The following is a 19819-nucleotide window of genomic DNA, read 5'->3' as shown; positions in this document are numbered from 1 at the left end:
GGCTACGGGAACTATGCACTCCGTCGTTCGAGGAGCCTGTCTCCTCGAGCGGTGTGTCGAGGACCCGTCGTCGGCGGTGTGTCTGCGGCGGGTCGGTAGTCTGACCGGGTGAGCGACCTCTCCCACCTCATCAAGGCGTACGACGTCCGCGGCACGGTCCCGGACCAGCTGAACCCGGAGGTGGCGCGGGCCATCGGCGCGGCGTTCGCGCACGCCGTCGTGCTCCCCGAGGCACCGACGGGTGACGCGCCCGCGCGACCGCGCGCCGTCGTCGGGCACGACATGCGCGACTCGGGCCCGGCGCTGGTCGACGCGTTCGCCGCGGGCCTCACGGACGCGGGCGTGGACCTGACGCGCATCGGGCTCTGCTCGACGGACGGGCTGTACCACGCGTCGGGCGTGCTGGGCGTGCCGGGCGCGATGTTCACGGCGAGCCACAACCCGGCCGCGTACAACGGCATCAAGCTGTGCCGTGCGGGTGCGCGCCCGGTGGGCCAGGACTCGGGGCTGGCCGAGGTCCGTCGTCTCGCCGAGCAGTTCCTCGACGACGGCCTGCCCGCCGCCACCGACAGCCCCGGAGCAGTCCGCGACCACGACATGCTCGCCGACTACGCGGCGTTCCTGCGCGCCCTCGTGGACCTGTCCGGCATCCGTCCGCTCAAGGTCGTGGTCGACGCCGGCAACGGCATGGGCGGGCACACCGTCCCGGCGGTGCTCGGCACGGGCGCGGGGCTGCCCGCGCTGCCGCTCGACGTCGTGCCGCTGTACTTCGAGCTCGACGGCACGTTCCCGAACCACGAGGCGAACCCGCTCGACCCGGAGAACCTGCGCGACCTGCAGGCGGCGGTCGTCGAGCACGACGCCGATCTCGGCCTCGCGTTCGACGGCGACGCCGACCGCTGCTTCGTCGTCGACGAGCACGGCGACCCGGTGTCGCCGTCGGCGATCACCGCCCTGGTGGGGCTGCGCGAGGTCGGCAAGGAGCTGGAGAAGGAGGGTGCCGGGGCACCCGTCGTCATCCACAACCTCATCACGTCGCGCGCGGTCCCCGACTTCCTCGACGCCGCCGGTGCGCGCACCGTGCGCACGCGCGTGGGGCACTCGTTCATCAAGGCGCAGATGGCGGAGCACGACGCCGTGTTCGGGGGCGAGCACAGCGCCCACTACTACTTCCGTGACTTCTTCTTCGCCGACACGGGCATGCTCGCCGCGATGCACGTGCTCGCGGCGCTCGGCACGCAGCCGCACCCGCTGTCGGCCGTGGCGGAGATGTACGAGCCGTACGTGGCGTCCGGCGAGATCAACTCGACGGTGGCCGACGTCCCCGCCGCCCGCGCGCGTGTGGTCGAGGCATACGTGACCCAGCAGGGCGCGGGACCGGTCGAGGTGGACGAGCTCGACGGGCTGACGGTCTCGCACTGGGCCTCCCACCCGCAGTGGTGGTTCAACCTGCGCGCGTCCAACACCGAGCCGCTGCTGCGGCTCAACGTCGAGGCCGCGGACCAGGACATCATGGAGAAGGTGCGCGACGACGTCCTGTCGCTCGTGCGCGGGACATCCACCCCGACCGAGGAGCGAGCATGAGCCTGCAGATCGACCCCTGGGTGCGCGAGGCGTTGCGCTGCCCCGTCACGGGCGCGACGCTCGTCGACGGCACGGGACCGGACGGCGCGCCCGAGCTGCACTCGACCGACCCGGGCCGCCCGCTCGCGTACCCGGTGCGCGACGGCATCCCCGTCCTCCTGGAGGACGACGCGCGCCCGCTCTGAGGGGTCCGGCGCGTCGGCGTGGCCCTGGGCGCCCGTCCTCGGCACGCACGAACCGGCACGCACGAACCGGAACGGACGAAGGCCGCTCCCCGCGGGGAGCCGGCCTTCGCCGTCGGGCACCGTGCGGTGCCCTGGTGGCTGCGGCGAACCGATGGACCGCAGCCGCACGAGCGGCACGCCGGACCGGGCGCCGCCGCTCGCGGGTCAGACGCCCGCGGCCTCCTTGAGGTCGTCGACGAACGTCGGGTTCTCCTCGAGCCAGGCGTCCACGGCGGCCTGCTCGTCCGCGTACTCGTCGGAGTTGAACATCATGTTCTCGAGCGAGAACAGCTGCTCGTCGTCCAGCTCGAACGCGCCGATGAGCTTCGTCAGCGTCGGGTAGCGCTCCTCGAAGTCGGACGTGCCCCAGACGTGGATCTCCTCGGCGTCGCCGAGCGCGCCCTCGGGGTCCTCGAGGTCGCGGATCGGGAACTCGTCGTAGGCCCAGTGCGGGCGCCACAGCGTCACGGCGACGTTCTCGCCGGCGTCGGTCGCGCCCTTGAGCTCGGCGAGCATCGCGGGCGTCGAGGAGATCGAGTAGTCCATGCCCTCCAGGCCGTAGGTCGGGATGACCTCGTCCTGGGTGATCTGGGTCAGGCCGGCACCGGCCTCGATGCCGACGAGCTTGTTGCCGTACTCGTCGGCCATCCCGGCGAGGTCCTCGAGCGACTGGGCGGGGGAGTCCTCGTTCACCGCGATGGTGAGCTTGGCGTCGTCGTACCAGTGGCCGAGGTCGGTGACCTCCTCGCCGTACTCCTCGAGGTAGGAGGCGTGGGTGTAGGGCAGCCAGACGTCGAAGGTGACGTCGAAGTCGCCGCCGGCGAGGCCGGTGTAGATCACGCCGACGTCGGCCGTCTGCGAGTCGACCGTGTAGCCCTCGTCCTCCAGGATGGCGGTCCACAGGTGGGAGACGGCGATGCCCTCGTCCCAGCCGGACGGGATGCCGATCGAGACCTCGGTCTCGTCCTCGGACGCGGCGGCCGACTCGTCGCCGGTCTCCGTCTCGCCGGTGTCGGTGTCGGAGGCGCAGGCGCTCAGGCCGAGCCCGAGGGCGAGCAAGGCCGCCACGACGGCGCCGCGGCGCGTGCGGGTGGTGCGGGCGGTGGTGCGTGCGGGGATCATGGGTTCCTTCCTGGGGCCCGGGGGCGGGCCCGGTGGGTGGTGCCCGGTGGCGGTGCGCCGGGCGGGGTGTCGGGCGCGGTGGCCCGTCCGTTCAGCGGTGCGTGCCGAGCTCAGCCGCGCGTGGCGGCGAGGGCCCGGGAGACGGGGGCGCGCTCGCCGAGCGCCGAGGTCACGCGGTCGAGGAACATCGCGAGGATGACGACCGCGATGCCGGCCTCGAAGCCGAGGGCGACGTCCACGCGCTGGAGGGCGGCGACGACGTCCTCACCGAGACCGCCGGAGCCGACGAGCCCGGCGAGCACGACCATCGACAGCGCGAGCATGATGACCTGGTTGACGCCCGCCATGATCGTCGGCAGCGCGAGGGGGAGCTGGATCTGCCGGAGGATGCGACCTGGCGTGGAGCCGAACGCCTTGCCGGCCTCGACCACCTCCTTGTCGACCTGGCGGATGCCGAGCTCGGTGAACCGCACGCCGGGGGCGAGCGCGAACACGATGGTCGCGATGATCCCGGGCACCGGTCCGGTGAGGAAGATGACGACCGTGGGGATGAGGTAGACGAACGCCGGCATGGTCTGCATGAAGTCGAGGACCGGGCGCACGACCCGCGACACGTTGTCGTTCCGGGCGGCCCAGATGCCGAGCGGGATCGCGATCGCGAGGGCGATGAGGGTGGCGACGAGCACCAGCGCGAGGGTCTCCATCGCGGCGCCCCACATGTTGACGCCGGCGATGACGACGAACCCGGCGAGCGACCCGACGGCGAGCTTCCAGCCCTTGGCCAGGAGCGCGAGCGCGGCGAGCACGATCGCGACGACCCAGAAGGGCGGGCTGGTGAGGATCGTCTCGAGGAACTCGTAGACGCCGCCGAGGACGTCCTTGATGAGGTCGAACACAACCCGGAAGGTCGCGGTCATCCAGTCGATGAACGCCTCGACCCACTGGCCGAGGGGGATACGGGGGACGAGGGTGTCGGTCATGCCGCACCTCCCTCGGTCGTCGTGCCGTCGTGGTCGGCGGCGGCCCCGTCCGCGGTGCCGGTCGAGGTGCCGGTCGTCGACAGGTCGATCTCGCCGGTGCGGGGCTGGTCGCCGGGCACCATGGCCTCGAGGAGCGTGACGCGGGGCACGACGCCGACGAGACGACCCTCCTCGTCGGTCACGGCCACGGGCAGGGGCGACTCCGCGGCGGGCGCGAAGATCTCGGCGAGGGGCGTCTCGGGCGAGACGGGCGTGACGCCGTCGCGCACGATCCCCTCGAGCGACTCCTTGCCGGCCTTGATCGCCGCGACGGCGTCGTCGTCCCGCACGACGCCCTGGAGGCGCCGCTGGCGGTCGACGACGTACGCGCCGACACCTGCGCCTCGCGCATGGTGCGGCTGGCCTGGCGCGGACCGCCGCCCATCGGCACGACGACCGCAGGGCGGACCATGACCGACGAGGCGGTCAGGACGCGCGTGCGGTCGACGTCGGCCACGAACTGGGCGGCGTAGTCGTTCGCGGGGTCCGAGAGGATCTGCTCGGCGGTGCCGATCTGCACGATGCGGCCGTCGCGCATCACGGCGATGCGGTCGCCGAGGTGCATCGCCTCGTTGAGGTCGTGCGTGATGAAGACGATCGTCTTGCCGAGCGTCTGCTGGAGCTCGAGGAGCTGCTCCTGCATCTCGCGGCGGATCAGCGGGTCGAGCGCGCTGAACGCCTCGTCCATGAGCAGCACGTCGGTGTCGGCGGCGAGCGCACGGGCGAGGCCCACGCGCTGGCGCATGCCGCCGGACAGCTGCGACGGCAGGGAGTCCTCCCAGCCGCCGAGGCCGACGAGCTCGAGGGCGCGCTGCGCCTTCTCGCGGCGCTCGGCCTTGCCGACGCCCTGGATCTCCAGCGGGTACGCGGCGTTGTCGCGAACCGTGCGGTGCGGCAGGAGCGCGAAGTGCTGGAACACCATGCTCACGCGCTGGCGCCGCAGCTCGCGGAGCTCCTTGGCGTCGACGGCCGCGAGGTCGGCGTCGCCGAGCATGACGTGCCCCGACGTCGGCTTCCACAGGCCGTTGAGCATGCGGATGAGCGTCGACTTGCCGGAGCCCGACAGGCCCATGACGACGAAGATCTCGCCCTGCTTCACGTCGAAGCTCGCGTCGATCACCGCGGCGGTGCCGAGCTGCTTCACGTCGTCGCGGGAGGCACCCTGCTCGAGGCGCCGGACCGCGTCGAGCGGCTTGCGGCCGAAGACCTTGTAGACGTCGCGGACCGAGAGCGCGGTCCCGCGCTCGGTCCGGCCGGCGTCGTCGACGCCGGCGGGGCCGGCGGCGTCCGCCGGCGGGATGTACTGAGTGCAGTCATGCGGTGGGTGTCGCCACCTTCCGTCCGTGGACCAGCGGCACACCGCCGTACGGGCAGACGCCACCCCGGTCCGGGGGCCGTCGACGGCGGTGAGGCCGAGGTCCTGCGGCGCGGGGACGGCGGCCTCGGGGGCTGCTCGTCCGGCGGGCACCCGGGTCGGGCGCCGGCGGGACCTCACACTGATCCGATCTCCATCGGTTCGCCCAGCACCTTGCAGCAAACGAGGGGAAATTTCTACCGAGGACCCCGCGCTGAGGGCCGATTCCAGGACGATCCTTGACCCAGGATCGTTGAAACCGCAAGCGTCACGGCGGATAGGCGATCGTTACGGCTTCGTGACATTGATCGGGTCAAGGAATCGTGTTACTGCGCGCACTCGCGAGATCGACGTCACCTCGTCCTCACCCGGACCGGTATCGGGGCCGCCACGGGCCGCTCGGTACCCTGGGAGGGTCGGCCGGCACACGCGGACGACGGCGCGGACGGGAGCCCCCAGCGCAGCAACCGTGAGCACCCAGCACAGGAGGACCCATGTCCACGACGGCTCCAGCCCCCACCCTCGGGACCCCCGGGTTCGACGAGGTCCCCGGCCGCTACAAGGTCCGCGACCTCTCGCTCGCCCCGGCCGGGCGTCACCAGATCCGCCTCGCCGAGCACGAGATGCCCGGGCTGATGGCGCTGCGCGCCGAGTACGGGGACGCGCAGCCGCTCGCCGGCGCACGCATCGCCGGGTCCCTGCACATGACCGTGCAGACCGCGGTGCTCATCGAGACGCTCGTCGCCCTCGGGGCGCAGGTGCGCTGGGCGAGCTGCAACATCTTCTCCACCCAGGACGAGGCGGCGGCGGCGGTCGTCGTCGGGGCGGACGGCACGCCGCAGGACCCGCGCGGCGTCCCGGTGTTCGCGTGGAAGGGCGAGAGCCTCGAGGAGTACTGGGACTGCACCGAGCAGATCCTCGTGTGGCCGGCCGCGGCGGAGGGTGGCGCCGACGACCGCGACCGTCCGGCCGGGCCCAACCTGATCCTCGACGACGGCGGCGACGCGACGATGCTGGTCCACCTGGGCCTGCAGTACGAGCGCGCGGGGGTCGTGCCCCCGGACACGCTGCCGGGCGAGCCCGACCACACGCACGAGATGAACGTCGTCCGCGCCGTTCTGCGTCGCGCGCTCGAGGCCGACCCGCTGCGCTGGACCACGATCGCGCAGGGCGTCCGGGGCGTGACGGAGGAGACCACGACGGGCGTCCACCGCCTCTACCAGCTCGCCGAGGCGGGCGAGCTGCTGTTCCCGGCGATCAACGTCAACGACTCGGTCACCAAGAGCAAGTTCGACAACAAGTACGGCATCCGCCACTCGCTGCCGACGGCATCAACCGGCGACCGACGTCCTCATGGGCGGCAAGGTCGCGTTCGTCGCGGGCTACGGCGACGTCGGCAAGGGCGCGGCCGAGGCGTTCCGCGGCCAGGGCGCGCGCGTGATCGTCTCCGAGGTGGACCCGATCTGCGCGCTGCAGGCCGCGATGGACGGCTACCAGGTGGCGCGGATCGAGGACGTCCTCGGCGAGGCCGACTTCTTCATCACGACCACGGGCAACAAGGACGTGGTCCGCGCCGCGCACATGGCCGCGATGAAGGACAAGGCGGTGGTGGGCAACATCGGCCACTTCGACAACGAGATCGACATGGCCGGCCTCGCGGACCTGCCCGGTGTCGTGCGCACCGAGATCAAGCCGCAGGTCCACGAGTGGACGTTCCCGGCGGGCACGGGTCCGGACGGCGTCGAGCGCCCCGAGCGGTCGATCATCGTGCTCTCCGAGGGGCGCCTGCTCAACCTGGGCAACGCGACGGGCCACCCGTCGTTCGTCATGAGCAACTCGTTCTCCAACCAGGTCATCGGGCAGATCGAGCTGCACACCGACGTGACGCGCGCCGACGCGGACGGGAGCGAGCGGGCCTACGGCCGGCAGGTCTACCGCCTGCCAAGGTGCTCGACGAGAAGGTCGCCCGTCTGCACCTCGACGCGCTCGGCGTGCGGCTCACGGAGCTCTCGTCCGCGCAGGCCGACTACCTCGGCGTGCCGGTCGAGGGGCCCTACAAGCCCGAGCACTACCGGTACTGAGTCCGTGCGCCGCCGCGGCCGCACGGGGGACGTCCCCCGTGCGGCCCGGCGGCAGGCACCCTGGCGCCGCCGGTCCGCGCGTCAGGACACTGGCACCATGACTGCCGTGACTCCTGACCAGCCGAGCGTCGCCGACCCGGACGGCACCACGCCGTCGGGCCCGCGCACCGCCGACGGCGGCCCGGGCCGGACCGTGCCCGAGCTCGCGGGGGCGGGCGCGCCCGGGACGCGGACGGACCCGCGGTTCGCCGTGCACCGGGCGCCGGTGCCGTTCGCGCGGGCCCCGTTCGCGGGCGTCACGTGGCGCGAGTTCGGCTTCCTCTGGCTCGCGCTGGTGCTCGCGCCGTTCGGCTTCACGTACACGGTCTTCACCGTGTCGTTCACCGGCGGGATCCTCGCCACGGTCGTCGGGCTGGTCGTGTCCTCCGCGCTCGTGCTCGGCGGGCGCGGCTGGGGTGCGATGTACCGGTCGATGGCGCGGACGATGCTCAGCGTGGACGTCACGGCCCCGGCGCCGTACGTCCGGCCTCGCGGGTTCTGGCGCACGCTGTGGTCCGGTCTCGCGGACGGGACCGGCTGGCGCGCCCTCGCCTTCCTGCTCGTCACCTTCCCCCTCGCGATCGCGGCGGCCGTGGTGAGCACGGTGCTCCTGGCGGTCGGGCTGGGCGGGATGACGCACTGGGTCTGGTCGCGCTGGCTCCCGGCGCAGCAGGCTGGCGACGGCACGTGGCACCGCGGCGCCAGCTCGGCGTCGACTGGTACGTCGACACCCCGGTGCGACAGCTCGGCCTCGTGCTCGTCGGCGCGCTGTTCCTGTGGGTGTGGCCGCACGTGACGCGCGGGTTCGCGACCCTGTTCCGCGTGCTCACCGTCGCGCTGCTCGCCCCGACGCTCACGAGCCTGCGCGTCGCCGACCTCGAGGAGTCCCGCGGGCGGACCGTCGAGGACGCGGACGCCACGCTGCGCCGCATCGAGCGCGACCTGCACGACGGGACGCAGGCGCGCCTCGTGGCCGTCGCCATGCAGCTGGGGGAGGCGAAGGAGCAGCTCGCCGCGGGTGACGACCCGGCGGACGCGCTCGCGCTCGTCGACACGGCGCACGCGTCGACGAAGGAGGCGCTCGTCGAGCTGCGCGAGCTCGCGCGCGGCATCCACCCGCCGGCGCTCGACAACGGGCTCGCCGTCGCGCTCGAGACGCTCGCGGCGCGCTCGCCCCTGCCCGTGACCGTCGACGTCGATCCCGCGGTCGAGTCCTCGGGGCGCCTCGCCCCGGCGGTCGAGTCCATCGCGTACTTCTGCGTCGCCGAGCTCGTGACCAACGCGGTCAAGCACGCGCGCGCGACCGGGGTCTACGTCCTCGTCGAGCGGCAGCGCGCCGGCGCCGGCCGCGGGTCCCGGGGGGACCGGGTACGCCTGCGCGTGCGCGACGACGGCCAGGGCGGTGCACGCGTCGTGCGGCCCGGCCCGGACGGGCACCGCTCGGGCCTCGCGGGGCTCGCGGAGCGCGTCCGGTCGGTCGACGGGACGTTCGAGCTCCTCAGCCCCGTCGGTGGGCCGACGGTCGTCACCGTGACCCTCCTGGCCCGCGTCTGACGCGCGTGCGACGATGACGCGCGCCACGCCCCGACGCGCTCGAGCGCCGCTCGGGCACCGCTCGACCACCGTGACCAGCACCCCCTGAAGGAGACCGCGTGCGCCTCGTCGTCGCCGAGGACTCGGCCATCCTGCGCGACGGCCTGGTCGCGCTCGTCACGCGACGCGGGCACGAGGTCGTGGCCGCGGTGGGTGACGGCGACGCCCTGGTCGCCGCGGTCGCCGGCCTCGCGCCCGAGGGCGCGCTGCCCGACGTCGCGGTCCTCGACGTCCGGATGCCGCCCACGTTCACCGACGAGGGCCTGCGGGCCGCCCTCGCGCTGCGCGCCGCGCACCCCGACCTCGGCGTCCTGCTCTTCTCGCAGTACGTCGAGACGCGGTTCGCGAGCGAGCTGCTCACGGGTGGCGCGCGCGGCGTGGGCTACCTGCTCAAGGACCGGGTGGCCGACGTCGGCGAGTTCCTGGACGCGCTGACCCGCATCGCCGCCGGCCAGACCGTGCTCGACCCCGAGGTCGTCGGCCAGCTCATGGGCGCCTCGCGCGCCGACGACGGCCTCGCGCGCCTGACGCCCCGCGAGACCGAGGTCCTCGAGCTCATGGCGCAGGGCCGGTCGAACTCTGGCATCGCCGAGACCCTCTTCCTCTCCTACGGCGCCGTGGAGAAGAACGTCACGTCGATCTTCAACAAGCTCGGGCTTCCGCCCGACTCCGGCGACCACCGTCGCGTGCTCGCCGTGCTGCGCTACCTCCAGCCTGAACGGCACGGCCCGACGGCGGTCCGCCCCGCGGACGGGGGAACGCCCCAGTGACGCCGGGCGGCTGGCCTCGCCCCGCTCGGGGGACGCTCCCGTACCGGGGCGAACGGGATGTTTCGAGACTGGTGGGAGCCGGGTCGCCTCCCGGCTCCCACCGACCGAGGAGCGCCCGTGGCCGCCGTGCTCGACCCACCCCCGACAGCGACCGCCCGCTCCACGAGGCCGCCGCGCGACGCGTTCGTCGACGCCGTGCGCGCCGTCGCGACGCTGTGCGTCGTCACGGTGCACTGGCTCATGGCCGACGCGTCGTGGGACGGGCACCACCTCGAGATCGGCAACGCGCTCGCGCACGGGCACGGCTGGGTCGCGACGTGGGCGCTCCAGGTCCTCGCGCTCCTGTTCTTCGCCGCCGGCGCCTCCGCCGGGTACGGCCTCCAGGGCGTGCCCGACGCCGCGGCGTCGTCACGGTCCGGCGGGTGGCACCTGGTGGCCCGGCGCCTTCCGCGCCTCCTGCGCCCGGTGGCCGCACTGGTGGGCGTGTGGGCCGCGGTCGTGGCCGTCCTGCTCGCGTCGCCCCTGCCGGACGACGTCGCGTGGACCCTCGCGCGGCTGGCGCCGCAGCTGCTGTGGTTCCTCGTGGTCCACCTGGTCCTCGTCGGCCTCACCCCGCTGCTCCGGCGTGCCCTGCACGCGTGCGGGTGGTGGACGCTCGCGGCGCTCGCGGCCGTCCCGCTGACGATCGAGGCGCTGCGGTTCGGGGCGGGCGTCGATACGCTCGCGGTCGTCGACGTCGTGCTCGTCTGGGCGGTCCCGCACGCGGTCGGCGTCCTGTACGCCGACGCGCGGTCCGGGCTGCGGGTGGTGCGGCGCGGGCGCGTCGTCCCCGTCGCGGTGCTCCCGCCGCGCGGCGTGCTCCTCGCGTCCGGTGCGGCCGCCCTCGCGCTCGCGGCGCTGCTCGTCGCCGTCGGCCCGTACCCGGTCTCGCTCGTCGGTATGCCGGGGGAGGAGCTGTCGAACCTCGGCCCGCCCACGGCGCCGGTCCTGCTGCACGCGGTCGCGCTCGTCGCCCTCGCCCTCGCCGTGCGCGACGTCCTCGCCCGGTGGGCCGTCGGCCGCGGCCGACGCGTCGTCGCCGCGCTCGCCGCCCGCTCGATGACGGTCTACCTGTGGCACGTGACCGCGATGATCGCGGTCGTCGCGTTCGTGCTGGTCGGGCTCGGGTCGCGTCTGCCCGCACCGGGCGGCGCCGACTGGTGGGCGAGCAGGCCGCTGTGGTTCGGGGCGTTCGCCCTCGTCCTCGTGGGCGTCACGCGTCTCGTCGGGAGGTTCGAGGACCGCGGACGCCCGGCCGGCGGCACGGCAGCGGTCAGCGCGAGGGGTCGGGCACCGAGTACGGCAGGCGGTGCAGGAGCGCGGCCTGCTCGTCCGCGAGGACGCGCGCACGCTGCGCGGTGACGCGGTCGCGGTCGCGGCGCTCGGTGAGGACGGCGAGGAGGAAGACCTCGGGGTGCGTCCCGGGCGGCGGTCCGGGCGCGACGTACCCCTCGACCTGCGCCGCGAGCTGCTGCCCGAGGCGCGCACGCGACGCGGGGTGGAGCCGGTCCGCGCGGCCGAGGAACTGCCGCGCGGCGAGCGCCAGCCCGTCCGGCAGGCGTCGCATGTCGGCGTGGGCGGCCCAGCCGGCGAGGTAGGGCGGCATCGCCAGCGGTGCGAACGTGGGCCGGCCGCCCCGGACGCGGATCGCGTACGTGCCGGCCGCCATGTCGCCGAGGCGCTTGCCCTTGTCGTTCGTCAGCGACGCGACCAGGGCGACCGTGCCGAACGTCAGCCACAGCTCGCCGATGCCGACGAGCGCGCGCAGGAACGCGTGGCGGAAGCGCACCGGCCCGCCGTCGTCGCGCACCACGCGGATGCCGAGGGCGAGCTTGCCGAGCGAGCGTCCGCGCGTGAGCGTCTCGACCGTCGTCGGCACGACGACCATGACGAGCGCCAGCAGGGCGACGCCGATCGCCGGCGCGACGTCGGCGTCGACGAGCGACAACGACCGCGACGCCACGAGCAGCAGCGCGAGCAGCACCGCACCGATCGCCGCGAGGTCGATCGTGGCGCCGAGCGCGCGCGAGATGAAGGACGCGGGGCGTGCGTCGAGCACCACGCCCTCGCCGATCAGGATGCCGTCGCGCACGTCGCTCCTCGTCTGGTCCGCCGGTCCGGGTGCCGTCCCGTGTGGCAGGGTATCGGTCGTGGACCTCGACGCCTTCACCGACGTGCACCGCGCGCAGTGGGACCGCCTGGAGACGCTGACCCGGCGGCGCGCGCTCGACGGCGCGGAGGCGGACGAGCTCGTGCGCCTGTACCAGGCGGTGGCGACGCACCTGTCGACCGTCCGGTCGGTCGCCCCCGACCCGGTGCTCATCACGCGCCTGTCCGACCTGCTGGGCCGGGCCCGCACGCGCATCGCCGGCGCGCACGAGCCCGCGTGGCGCGACGTGGTGCGCTTCCTGGGCGTGACGCTGCCCGCGGCGCTGTACCGGATCCGCTGGTGGTCGGTCGGCGTCACGACGGTGTTCCTCGTGGTCGCGGTCGTGGCCGGCGTCTGGGTCGCGACCACGCCCGAGGGGCTGGCGTCGATGGGCCCGCCGAGCACGCGCGAGAACTACGTCGAGACCGCGTTCGCGAGCTACTACGACCCGGGCCTGGGCTTCGCGGCCGTCGTGTGGACGAACAACGCGTGGATCGCCGCGCAGTGCGTCGGGCTGGGCATCACGGGGGTCTTCCCCGCGTACGTCCTGCTCAGCAACGCCGTCAACGTCGGCGCGACGGGCGGCATGATGGCCGCGTACGGCGAGCTCGACCTGTTCCTCACCCTCATCGCGCCGCACGGCCTGCTGGAGCTCATGGCGATCTTCGTCGCGGGCGCCGCGGGGCTGCGCATCTTCTGGGCCTGGATCGACCCGGGCCCGCTGCCGCGGTCGCGCTCGCTCGCGCAGGAGGGCCGCGCCCTCGTCACCGTCGCCATCGGCCTCGCCCTCGCGCTGGGCGTCTCGGGCGTCATCGAGGGCTTCGTCACGGGCTCGACCATGCCGTGGTGGCTCAAGATCGTCATCGGGGCGCTCGCGCTCGCGGGCTTCTGGGTCTACACGATCGTCCTCGGGCGCCGGGCCGTGCGCGCGGGGGAGACGGGCGACCTCAGCGCCGACCACGCGGGGGACGTCGCGCCCGTCGCCGCCTGAGCGGGGCGTCGCGGGCGCGTCAGACGTGCACGACGACGCGGTGCCGGGCTCCCGGGGCCGCCACCCGGAGCCAGTCCTCGGCGCGGGCGACGACCTCGTCGCGCACGGCGGGCTCGGCGAGGCGCTCCGCGGGGGAGCGACCGGCGTCGGCGGCCTCGACGGCGCCGACCGGGCCGGCGGAGGGCGCGTCGGGGGAGCCGTCCGGCCGGAGCGGACGGACGTCGACCTGCGCGACGGCACCGTCCCGGTCGGCGACCCCGTCGCCGCCGCCGCGCCAGGCCCACGTGCCCGCCACCGACCCGTCCACGAGCACGGTCGCCGCGACCTGCCCGTTGACGCTCACGACCTGCCGCACGGCCACGCGACCGAGGACGCGCGTGCGGTCGTCGTGCCCGAGCACGAGGTTGTCGAAGTCGGCGGCGAGGACCACCGGGACGGGGCTGTCGCCGGCGGGCCGCGGGGCGTCCGGGAGGTCGAACAGCTCGGTGCCGCGCGGCCCCGTGAGGGTCACGAGCTCCGGGCGCAGCACGTCGACGGCCGCACGGAGCCGGGCCAGCCCCGACCAGCGCTGCGCGTCCGCGACCGACGCGGGGCCGAACGCGGCGAGGTAGCGGCGCACGAGACGCACCCGCGCGGCCAGCACGGCCTCGGGATCGCTCCCCGCGGCGACGGCGGCGAGCTCGTCGGCGGACCGGTGGGCGGGCCCGCCGAGCCACGCCTGCGCCGTCGTCCAGGTCGTCGTCGTCCCGGGGCCCGACGCGCCCCACAGGCCGCGGGGCGGGACCTGGACCAGCGGCAGCAGGCAGCGGGCCCCGTACGCGAGGTGCGTGGGACCGACGTCCGGCCACCGCGCCGCGAGCCGGCGCCCGAGCTCGACGGACGTGAGCGGTTCCGCCAGCAGGTCGCGCGCCGCCTCGGCCAGGTCGTCGAGGTCGACGTCCGCGAGGGCGGCGCCGTGCTGGTTGCGTGCGCGCAGGAACGCCGCCTGAGCGGGTCGGGCGAGCGCCGTGAGCTCGAACGCGTCGTCCGGCGTGACGAGGTGGACCGTCCCGCGCAGCGTGGCGACGCGGACCAGCGACCGGTCGAGCAGGCGGTCGCCGAGGTCCTGCGTCGCGAAGCCGGGCACCCGTGACCACAGCCCGGCGTACGGCGAGGCCGGGACCTGCGACTGGAGGCCGACCAGGTGCCGCACCTCCGCGACGACCCGCTCGCGCCCGCCCGAGGTGCCGTCGGGACGGGCGGACCCGGCGGGGCCGTCCCGGCCGGCCGGGGTGCTCAGGTGCTGGCGGACGAGCAGAGCGCGGCCGAGCTCCGCGGACGTCGTGCGGGGCGCGGACCCGTCGACCCCGCCGCGCACCACGGGCGTCAGCCGAGGACGATCGCGAGCGCGGGCACGACGAACGTCGCGAGGAGCGCCACGACGACGACGACCGCGACGCGCCGGTTGCGGCGCGCACGGTCGCGCGGGTCGGTCGGCTGCCAGGCCACGAGGGTCCTCCAGGACGGTCGGGACGCACGGCGCAGGCGTGCGGGGGCGGTCCTCCGACACTACCCGGTCCGGCGTCCCGGACACTACGGCCCGGGGCTTGCTCGGGGACCGGCTCGGGGGCCAGCTCAGAGCCGGCCGGCGGCCTTGAGGGCGAGGTAGGTGTCGGCGAGACGGGGGGCGAGCTCGTCGGGCAGCGCGTCCACCACCTCCACGCCGCGCTGCCGCAGGACGGTGGTCACGGCGGCGCGCTCGATCTCCCCGCGGGACGCGGCGGCGGCGTCGTAGACCTCCGACGTCCCCGTGCGGTCGGCGCGCAGCGCGGCGACCTCCGGGTCGGCGGCGGCTGCGAGCACGACCTGGTGCTTCGCCGTGAGCTGGGCGGCGACGGGCAGCAGACCGGTCTCCACGGCCGCCGCGTCGAGCGTCGAGAGCAGCACGACGAGAGCGCGCTGGGACAGGCGCTCCTGCACCGCCCCGACGAGGCCGGGCCAGTCGGTCTCCAGGAGCGCCGGCTCAAGCGGGGCGAGCGCGTCGGCCATCGCCGGCATGAGGCGGGGCCCGGCGGCGCCCGCGACGCGTGCGCGGACCGTCCGGTCGTACGCGAGCAGCTCGACGCGGTCGCCGGCCCGGCCGGCGAGCGCGGCGAGGAGCAGCGCGGCCTCGATGCCCGCGTCGAGGCGCGGCTCGTCCCCGAGGCGCGCCGCCGACGTGCGGGCCGTGTCGACGACGATCAGCACGCGGCGGTCGCGCTCGGGGCGCCACGTGCGCACCACCATGTCGTGCCGCCGTGCCGACGCGCGCCAGTCGATCGACCGGACGTCGTCGCCGATGACGTACTCGCGCAGGGAGTCGAACTCCGTGCCCTCGCCGCGCACCTGGACGGCGGCGCGCCCGTCCATCTCGCGCAGACGCGCGAGCCGGCTGGGCAGGTGGCGGCGCGAGGCGAACTCGGGCAGCACTTGCAGCCGCCCGGGGACGGGCAGCGAGGCCTGGCGGGCGGCGAGCCGCAGCGGCCCGAAGGACCGGATGGTGACGCGGTCGGCGACGCGCTCCCCGCGGCGGGTCGGGACGAGGACGGTGACGACCCGCGCCGCCTCGCCGCGCGGCAGGTCGACGGCGTGCCGGTTGACCTGCGTCCCGGCCGACGGCGGCCACGCGTCGCGCACGAGCGCCCGCAGCCGGCGCGGCGCGAGGTTGGTGAGCGTGAGCATCGACGTCGTCCGGTCGGTGAGCCGCACCGAGCCGGGGACGCGGCGCTCGATCGCGACCTGCCGGGGGGAGGCCGCGAGCGCGACGTCGAGGGCGCACGCCGCCGCGACGAGCACCGTCCAGACCAGCACCGTGCCCGGGACCGGGAACAGCAGCACCGGGACGAGCCCGAGCGCCACGAGCACGACGGCGCGCCAGGTCAGGGCCACGTCGCGCGCCTCAGCGGGGGACGGGCACGGACGCGAGGACCGTGTCCAGGACGCTCTCGGCGGTGACGCCCTCGAGCTCGGCCTCCGGCCGCAGCTGCACCCGGTGCCGCAGCGTCGGGTGGGCGAGCGCCTTGACGTCGTCGGGCGTGACGTACGAGCGCCCGGACAGCCATGCCCACGCGCGCGCCGTCGCGAGGAGCGCGGTCGCCCCGCGGGGGGAGACGCCCAGGGAGAGCGACGGGGACTGGCGGGTGGCGCGGCACACGTCGACCGCGTAGCCGAGGACCTCGCGTGTCACCTGGACGCGCGCCACCTCGGCGCGGGCCCGGTCCAGCACGTCCCGGCCGGCGACGGGTCGCACGCCCGCGCCCGCCAGGTCGCGGGGGTTGAAGCCGGCCGCGTGGCGTGCGAGGACCTCCACCTCCTGCCCGCGCTCGGGCAGCGGCAGCACGAGCTTGAGGAGGAAGCGGTCGAGCTGGGCCTCGGGCAGCGGGTAGGTGCCCTCGTACTCCACGGGGTTCTGCGTCGCGATGACGAGGAACGGGTCGGCAGCGGGCGCGGCGTCCCGTCGACGGACACCTGACGCTCCTCCATCGCCTCGAGCAGCGACGCCTGGGTCTTGGGCGGCGTGCGGTTGATCTCGTCCGCGAGCATGAGGTGGGTGAAGACCGGGCCCTCGCGGAACGAGAACTCGGCCGTCCGCGCGTCGTACACGAGCGAGCCCGTGACGTCGCCCGGCATGAGGTCCGGCGTGAACTGGACGCGCTTGGTGCCGAGGTCGAGCGACGCCGCGAGCGTGCGCACCAGCAGCGTCTTGGCGACGCCCGGGACGCCCTCGAGCAGCACGTGCCCCTTGCACAGCAGCGCGATGAGCAGGCTCGTGACGGCGCCGTCCTGCCCGACGACGGCCTTGCCCACCTCGGTGCGCACGGCCGCGAGCGCCTGGCGCAGCTCGAGGGACGGCGCGGGCGGCGCGTCGTGGGACGTGGGGGCCGTCCCCGGCGCCGGGACCGCGTGCTCCGGGGGCGCGGGTGCGGGCGCGGCGCCCGGCTGGTCGTGCGGCGCCGTGCCGGCTGCGGGGGGAGCGTAGCGGTCGGGCTGGGGGGCGGTGCTTCCGGTGGCCCCGGGGTGGTGCGTCACGAGTGGTAGACCTCGCTCTCGATCTGGTCGAGGTGACGCGCGAGCTCGAGCAGCGCGGCGTCGTCGACGGGTGGTGGTCCGTACAGCAGCTGGGCGACCTGGTCGGTCGGGCGGTCGGTGGCGCGCGCGACGGCGTCGACGAGCGACGCGGCGTCGGCCGAGCGCGGCAGGCCGAGCCGCGCCGCGAGCCGGTCGGCGGTGCTCGCCCGCAGACCGGCGGCCGCGTGCCCGCGCGAGCCGGCGCGGCGGTAGAGGCGGCCGCGGCCGCGGGTGGTCTCGGACGCGCGGACGACGACCGGGAGGTCCTCCGTCACGAGCGCGCCGAGCCGGCGCCCGCGCCACAGGGCGACGACGAGGACGACGACGAGCAGCTGCAGCGCGACGACCCCGGTCCACGGCGGGAGCGCGACCGCCGGGTCCTCCTGCCCGCCCGGGACGGACGTGTCGAAGGGGTCCTGCACGAGCCACACGAGCCGCTCGTCGGCGCCGAGCGCCCACAGGGCGAGCGCGGCGTTGCCGTCCTCGGCCACCGTGCCGTTGCTCAGCACCGCGGTCGTGTCGATCGCGCGCACCGTCCGGCCGTCGGCCTCGTGCACGAGGTAGGCGCCCACCTGCGGGCCGCCGGGCGACGGGAAGCACAGCGCGGCGTCCGCGGTCCCGGCGAGGCGGAACCCGACGCCGTCCGAGCGCAGCGCCCCGGCGGCCTGCGCGGAGGGGTCGTCGCACTGCGGGGACCGCACGGTGCCGCCGTCGGACCAGTCGTAGGCCAGCTCGGCCGCGCCGCCCGTGGCTGCGGCGAGCATGCGCTCGGTGGGGCTGAGCAGCACCAGGTCGGCCGGTGCGGCGACGAGGGCGTCGACCTGCTCGTCGAGCAGGTAGCTGCTCTCGGTGACGAGGAGCGTGGAGCCGGCGTCCGCCGCGGCGACCGCGTCGGAGACGCCGCGCACGTACGTGACGTCGACGCCGCGGTCCCGCAGGACCTCGGCGACGGCGCGGGCGCCGCCCGGTGCGGGGTTGTCCGGGGCGAGCGGGGTGCTCGACGTGGAGGGGCGGGCGATCGCGGCCAGGCCGGCGAGCACGACCAGCAGCGTCACGACGGCGAGGGGCCACCGGGCGCGGTGCCAGCGCGACGGGCGCGCGAGCCCGCGGTCGTGCCGTCCCCGACGACCGGGACGTGGCGCGTCGTCACGGCGCCGGGAGCGGTCGTCGTCGGCCCGGCGGGCACCGGGGCGGCGGGGGCGTGCCCGGCGCTCACGCCGCGCTCCCGTCCGCGCCAGGCCCGGAGGCCGCCGTCGCCAGCTCGGCGCGCACCGGCGGCCGGGTCGCGGCGGCGCGCGCGTCGAGCTCGCGCAGGGACGCGTCGGCGTCCGGACCGACCGGCGCCTTGCCGTAGCAGACGTCGTCGAAGAGGTGCGCCCCGCGCGCGAGCCCGACCGCGACGTCCGGGAGGCGCTCGCCCGCCGCCTCCGCGGCCTCCCAGGCGGTGCGTCCGGGACGCGGGTCGAGCAGCGCGCGCTCCTCGAGGGCGCGGACGACGGCGCGGTAGCGCTCGAGCACCGCGCTCGCCCAGTCGCCGGCGGCGGCCGCCGCGTCGGCCGCCGCCCGCAGCTCGTCGGCGCTGCGGGTGTCGTCGTCGAGCACGACCGCGGACGCGGACGCCCGTCGCGACAGACGGACAGGGCCGGCGACCCGGTAGGCGATCGCCGCGACCACGAGCACGGCGACGACGAGGAGCAGCGCGACCCACCGGCCGCCCAGGTCGAGCGTCGGCGCGCCGTCGAACAGGCCCGCGAGCCAGTCGAGGACGCGCTGCAGCAGGGTCGTGTCGGTGCGGTACTCCGGCTTCGCGAGCTCCTCGAGCAGCCACCGCCGCGCCTCGTCGGCGTCCGGCTGCACCGGGACGTCGGCGGTGAGCAGGGCGAGGGTCATGCCGGGGGCTGCTCGCTCGCCGCCGCGGCGAGCTCCACGTCCAGGCCCTCGCGGCGCATCCGCACGTCGATGTAGAGCAGCGCGACGATGCTGCCGAGGAAGAGCGTGAGGGCGATCGTCGAGACCGCGACCCCGAGCGTCGTGACGAGGTTGCTGACGAACGCCTGGCCGGCCGCGAGCGCGATCCCGCCGACGAGGCTGAACGGCGTGACGACGAGCTGGGCGACGACGTAGACCACGACGTAGGCGAGCAGGTAGATGCCGAAGAGGCGCCAGAAGGATCCGCGCGTCAGCCGCCACACCCGCGCGACCGTCGACCAGAACGGCTGGCCCTCGAGCGCGAGGGCGGGCGGGACGAGACCGGTGCGCGTGCCGACCCACACGATCCCCACGAGGTACGCCGGGACGGCGAGGAGGACGGCGAACGCGCCGAGCCCGGGGTCCACCGCGAACGCGAGCACGACGAGCAGGACGAGGACCGTGATGAACAGGACCATCGCGAGGCCGAGCAGGAGCGAGAAGCCGACGAGGAACCAGGCGCGGCGCCCGACCTGGGCCCAGACCTCGGAGACCGTCGCCCGCCGACCGATGACCGACTGCCCGATGGAGACGGTGAGCAGGCCGCTGACGATCGGCGTCGCGAGCCCCGTGGCGATCCCGGTCCCGGCGACCGTGGCGTACATCGTGGCGAAGTCGTTCTCGAGACCCGTGAACCCCGCCTCGGACGGCAGCGTGGCGAACGCGTCGGCGACGTAGCCCGAGAACGCGTAGCCCAGGAGCGCGCCGACGACCGTCGCGACGACGACCACGAGCGTGCTCATGCCGAGCATCACGCGAGGGTTGTGGCGGATCGCGCCGAACGAACCGTCGAAGAGCTC

At 75.2% G+C, this 19819-nt stretch carries 17 protein-coding genes and 3 pseudogenes; 8 read left to right on the top strand and 12 right to left on the bottom strand.

Annotated elements, in window-relative coordinates:
• Positions 1-108: 108 nt before the first annotated feature.
• Together BJF88_RS00230 and BJF88_RS00225 are read left to right on the top strand one after the other, a co-directional pair.
• Entirely contained in the window at positions 109-1584 is a 1476-nt protein-coding gene (locus BJF88_RS00230; RefSeq protein ID WP_075827313.1) for a phosphomannomutase/phosphoglucomutase, read from the top strand.
• Positions 1581-1769 carry a Trm112 family protein gene (locus BJF88_RS00225; protein ID WP_075827312.1) on the top strand — a complete coding sequence of 63 codons (189 nt, stop codon included), beginning with the start codon at positions 1581-1583 and terminating at the stop codon, positions 1767-1769. Before BJF88_RS00230 ends, BJF88_RS00225 begins: the two co-directional genes overlap by 4 nt.
• Before the next feature lie 204 nt (positions 1770-1973).
• Here BJF88_RS00225 and BJF88_RS00220 read toward each other — a convergent pair whose 3' ends face one another.
• The 3 genes and pseudogenes from BJF88_RS00220 to BJF88_RS00210 all read right to left on the bottom strand — a co-directional run bounded on the left by BJF88_RS00220 (position 1974) and on the right by BJF88_RS00210 (position 5249).
• Positions 1974-2930, bottom strand: coding sequence for a glycine betaine ABC transporter substrate-binding protein (locus BJF88_RS00220; RefSeq protein ID WP_075827311.1), 957 nt, complete (start codon positions 2928-2930; stop codon positions 1974-1976).
• A 110-nt stretch (positions 2931-3040) separates the two neighbouring features.
• Positions 3041-3910, bottom strand: a complete 870-nt coding sequence (locus BJF88_RS00215; protein WP_075827310.1) for a proline/glycine betaine ABC transporter permease — start codon at positions 3908-3910, stop codon at positions 3041-3043.
• Positions 3907-5249 (bottom strand): annotated as a pseudogene (locus BJF88_RS00210) (glycine betaine/L-proline ABC transporter ATP-binding protein). The gene BJF88_RS00215 and the pseudogene BJF88_RS00210 overlap by 4 nt, the downstream one beginning before the upstream one ends.
• Positions 5250-5797: 548 nt before the next feature.
• Here BJF88_RS00210 and ahcY point away from each other — a divergent pair.
• From ahcY to BJF88_RS00185, 5 genes and pseudogenes are all read left to right on the top strand, one after another.
• Positions 5798-7384: pseudogene (gene ahcY / locus BJF88_RS00205) on the top strand (adenosylhomocysteinase).
• A gap of 97 nt (positions 7385-7481) precedes the next feature.
• A complete protein-coding gene (locus tag BJF88_RS20670; RefSeq protein ID WP_255371598.1) occupies positions 7482-8219 on the top strand; it encodes a sensor domain-containing protein in 738 nt (245 codons plus the stop codon).
• A complete protein-coding gene (locus tag BJF88_RS20665) occupies positions 8159-8977 on the top strand; it encodes a sensor histidine kinase (protein WP_255371606.1) in 819 nt (272 codons plus the stop codon). The genes BJF88_RS20670 and BJF88_RS20665 overlap by 61 nt, the downstream gene beginning before the upstream one ends.
• Before the next feature lie 98 nt (positions 8978-9075).
• Positions 9076-9786 (top strand): response regulator transcription factor, encoded by a 711-nt coding sequence (locus tag BJF88_RS00190; protein WP_075827307.1) that lies wholly within the window; start codon positions 9076-9078, stop codon positions 9784-9786.
• A 117-nt stretch (positions 9787-9903) separates the two neighbouring features.
• On the top strand, positions 9904-11187 hold the full coding sequence (locus tag BJF88_RS00185) for an acyltransferase family protein (RefSeq protein ID WP_075827306.1): 1284 nt from the start codon (positions 9904-9906) through the stop codon (positions 11185-11187).
• On the opposite strand, the gene BJF88_RS00180 is transcribed toward BJF88_RS00185, so the two are convergent.
• Positions 11099-11917 carry an RDD family protein gene (locus BJF88_RS00180; protein ID WP_075827305.1) on the bottom strand — a complete coding sequence of 273 codons (819 nt, stop codon included), beginning with the start codon at positions 11915-11917 and terminating at the stop codon, positions 11099-11101. The two genes, BJF88_RS00185 and BJF88_RS00180, sit on opposite strands and share 89 nt — an antisense overlap.
• 58 nt (positions 11918-11975) lie before the next feature.
• Here BJF88_RS00180 and BJF88_RS00175 point away from each other — a divergent pair, with 58 nt between their 5' ends.
• Positions 11976-12965 (top strand): stage II sporulation protein M, encoded by a 990-nt coding sequence (locus tag BJF88_RS00175; protein WP_075827343.1) that lies wholly within the window; start codon positions 11976-11978, stop codon positions 12963-12965.
• Between the two features lie 19 nt (positions 12966-12984).
• On the opposite strand, the gene BJF88_RS00170 is transcribed toward BJF88_RS00175, so the two are convergent.
• The 8 genes and pseudogenes from BJF88_RS00170 to BJF88_RS19790 all read right to left on the bottom strand — a co-directional run bounded on the left by BJF88_RS00170 (position 12985) and on the right by BJF88_RS19790 (position 19762).
• A complete protein-coding gene (locus tag BJF88_RS00170) occupies positions 12985-14325 on the bottom strand; it encodes a winged helix DNA-binding domain-containing protein (RefSeq protein WP_075827304.1) in 1341 nt (446 codons plus the stop codon).
• A 5-nt stretch (positions 14326-14330) separates the two neighbouring features.
• Positions 14331-14453: a hypothetical protein gene (locus BJF88_RS20660; protein ID WP_255371597.1), complete on the bottom strand. Its 123-nt coding sequence runs from the start codon at positions 14451-14453 to the stop codon at positions 14331-14333.
• 126 nt (positions 14454-14579) lie between these two features.
• Positions 14580-15872, bottom strand: coding sequence for a DUF58 domain-containing protein (locus tag BJF88_RS00165; protein WP_075827303.1), 1293 nt, complete (start codon positions 15870-15872; stop codon positions 14580-14582).
• A 10-nt stretch (positions 15873-15882) separates the two neighbouring features.
• Positions 15883-16823: pseudogene (locus BJF88_RS00160) on the bottom strand (AAA family ATPase).
• A 185-nt stretch (positions 16824-17008) separates the two neighbouring features.
• Positions 17009-18106, bottom strand: a complete 1098-nt coding sequence (locus tag BJF88_RS00155; RefSeq protein WP_255371596.1) for a DUF4350 domain-containing protein — start codon at positions 18104-18106, stop codon at positions 17009-17011.
• The gene (locus BJF88_RS20655) at positions 18103-18267 is read right to left on the bottom strand and encodes a hypothetical protein (RefSeq protein WP_255371595.1); all 165 of its coding nucleotides are present in this window, start codon (positions 18265-18267) and stop codon (positions 18103-18105) included. The genes BJF88_RS00155 and BJF88_RS20655 overlap by 4 nt, the downstream gene beginning before the upstream one ends.
• Entirely contained in the window at positions 18264-18941 is a 678-nt protein-coding gene (locus BJF88_RS00150) for a DUF4129 domain-containing protein (RefSeq protein ID WP_075827302.1), read from the bottom strand. The genes BJF88_RS20655 and BJF88_RS00150 overlap by 4 nt, the downstream gene beginning before the upstream one ends.
• Entirely contained in the window at positions 18938-19762 is an 825-nt protein-coding gene (locus tag BJF88_RS19790) for a hypothetical protein (RefSeq protein WP_187346179.1), read from the bottom strand. The genes BJF88_RS00150 and BJF88_RS19790 overlap by 4 nt, the downstream gene beginning before the upstream one ends.
• Positions 19763-19819 lie beyond the last annotated feature (57 nt).

The organism is Cellulosimicrobium sp. CUA-896 (assembly GCF_001942335.1).
Classification (GTDB): domain Bacteria; phylum Actinomycetota; class Actinomycetes; order Actinomycetales; family Cellulomonadaceae; genus Cellulosimicrobium.
This window is presented reverse-complemented; position numbering and strand designations above follow the sequence as displayed.

What these genes read in the sequence shown, in the direction of transcription:
- BJF88_RS20670 (WP_255371598.1), top strand. Translation starts at nt 7,482, where the DNA reads ATGACTGCCGTGACTCCTGACCAGCCGAGCGTCGCCGACCCGGACGGC.
- BJF88_RS19790 (WP_187346179.1), bottom strand. Translation starts at nt 19,762, where the DNA reads ATGAGCACGCTCGTGGTCGTCGTCGCGACGGTCGTCGGCGCGCTCCTG.
- BJF88_RS00150 (WP_075827302.1), bottom strand. Translation starts at nt 18,941, where the DNA reads ATGACCCTCGCCCTGCTCACCGCCGACGTCCCGGTGCAGCCGGACGCC.
- BJF88_RS00220 (WP_075827311.1), bottom strand. Translation starts at nt 2,930, where the DNA reads ATGATCCCCGCACGCACCACCGCCCGCACCACCCGCACGCGCCGCGGC.
- BJF88_RS00215 (WP_075827310.1), bottom strand. Translation starts at nt 3,910, where the DNA reads ATGACCGACACCCTCGTCCCCCGTATCCCCCTCGGCCAGTGGGTCGAG.
- BJF88_RS00225 (WP_075827312.1), top strand. Translation starts at nt 1,581, where the DNA reads ATGAGCCTGCAGATCGACCCCTGGGTGCGCGAGGCGTTGCGCTGCCCC.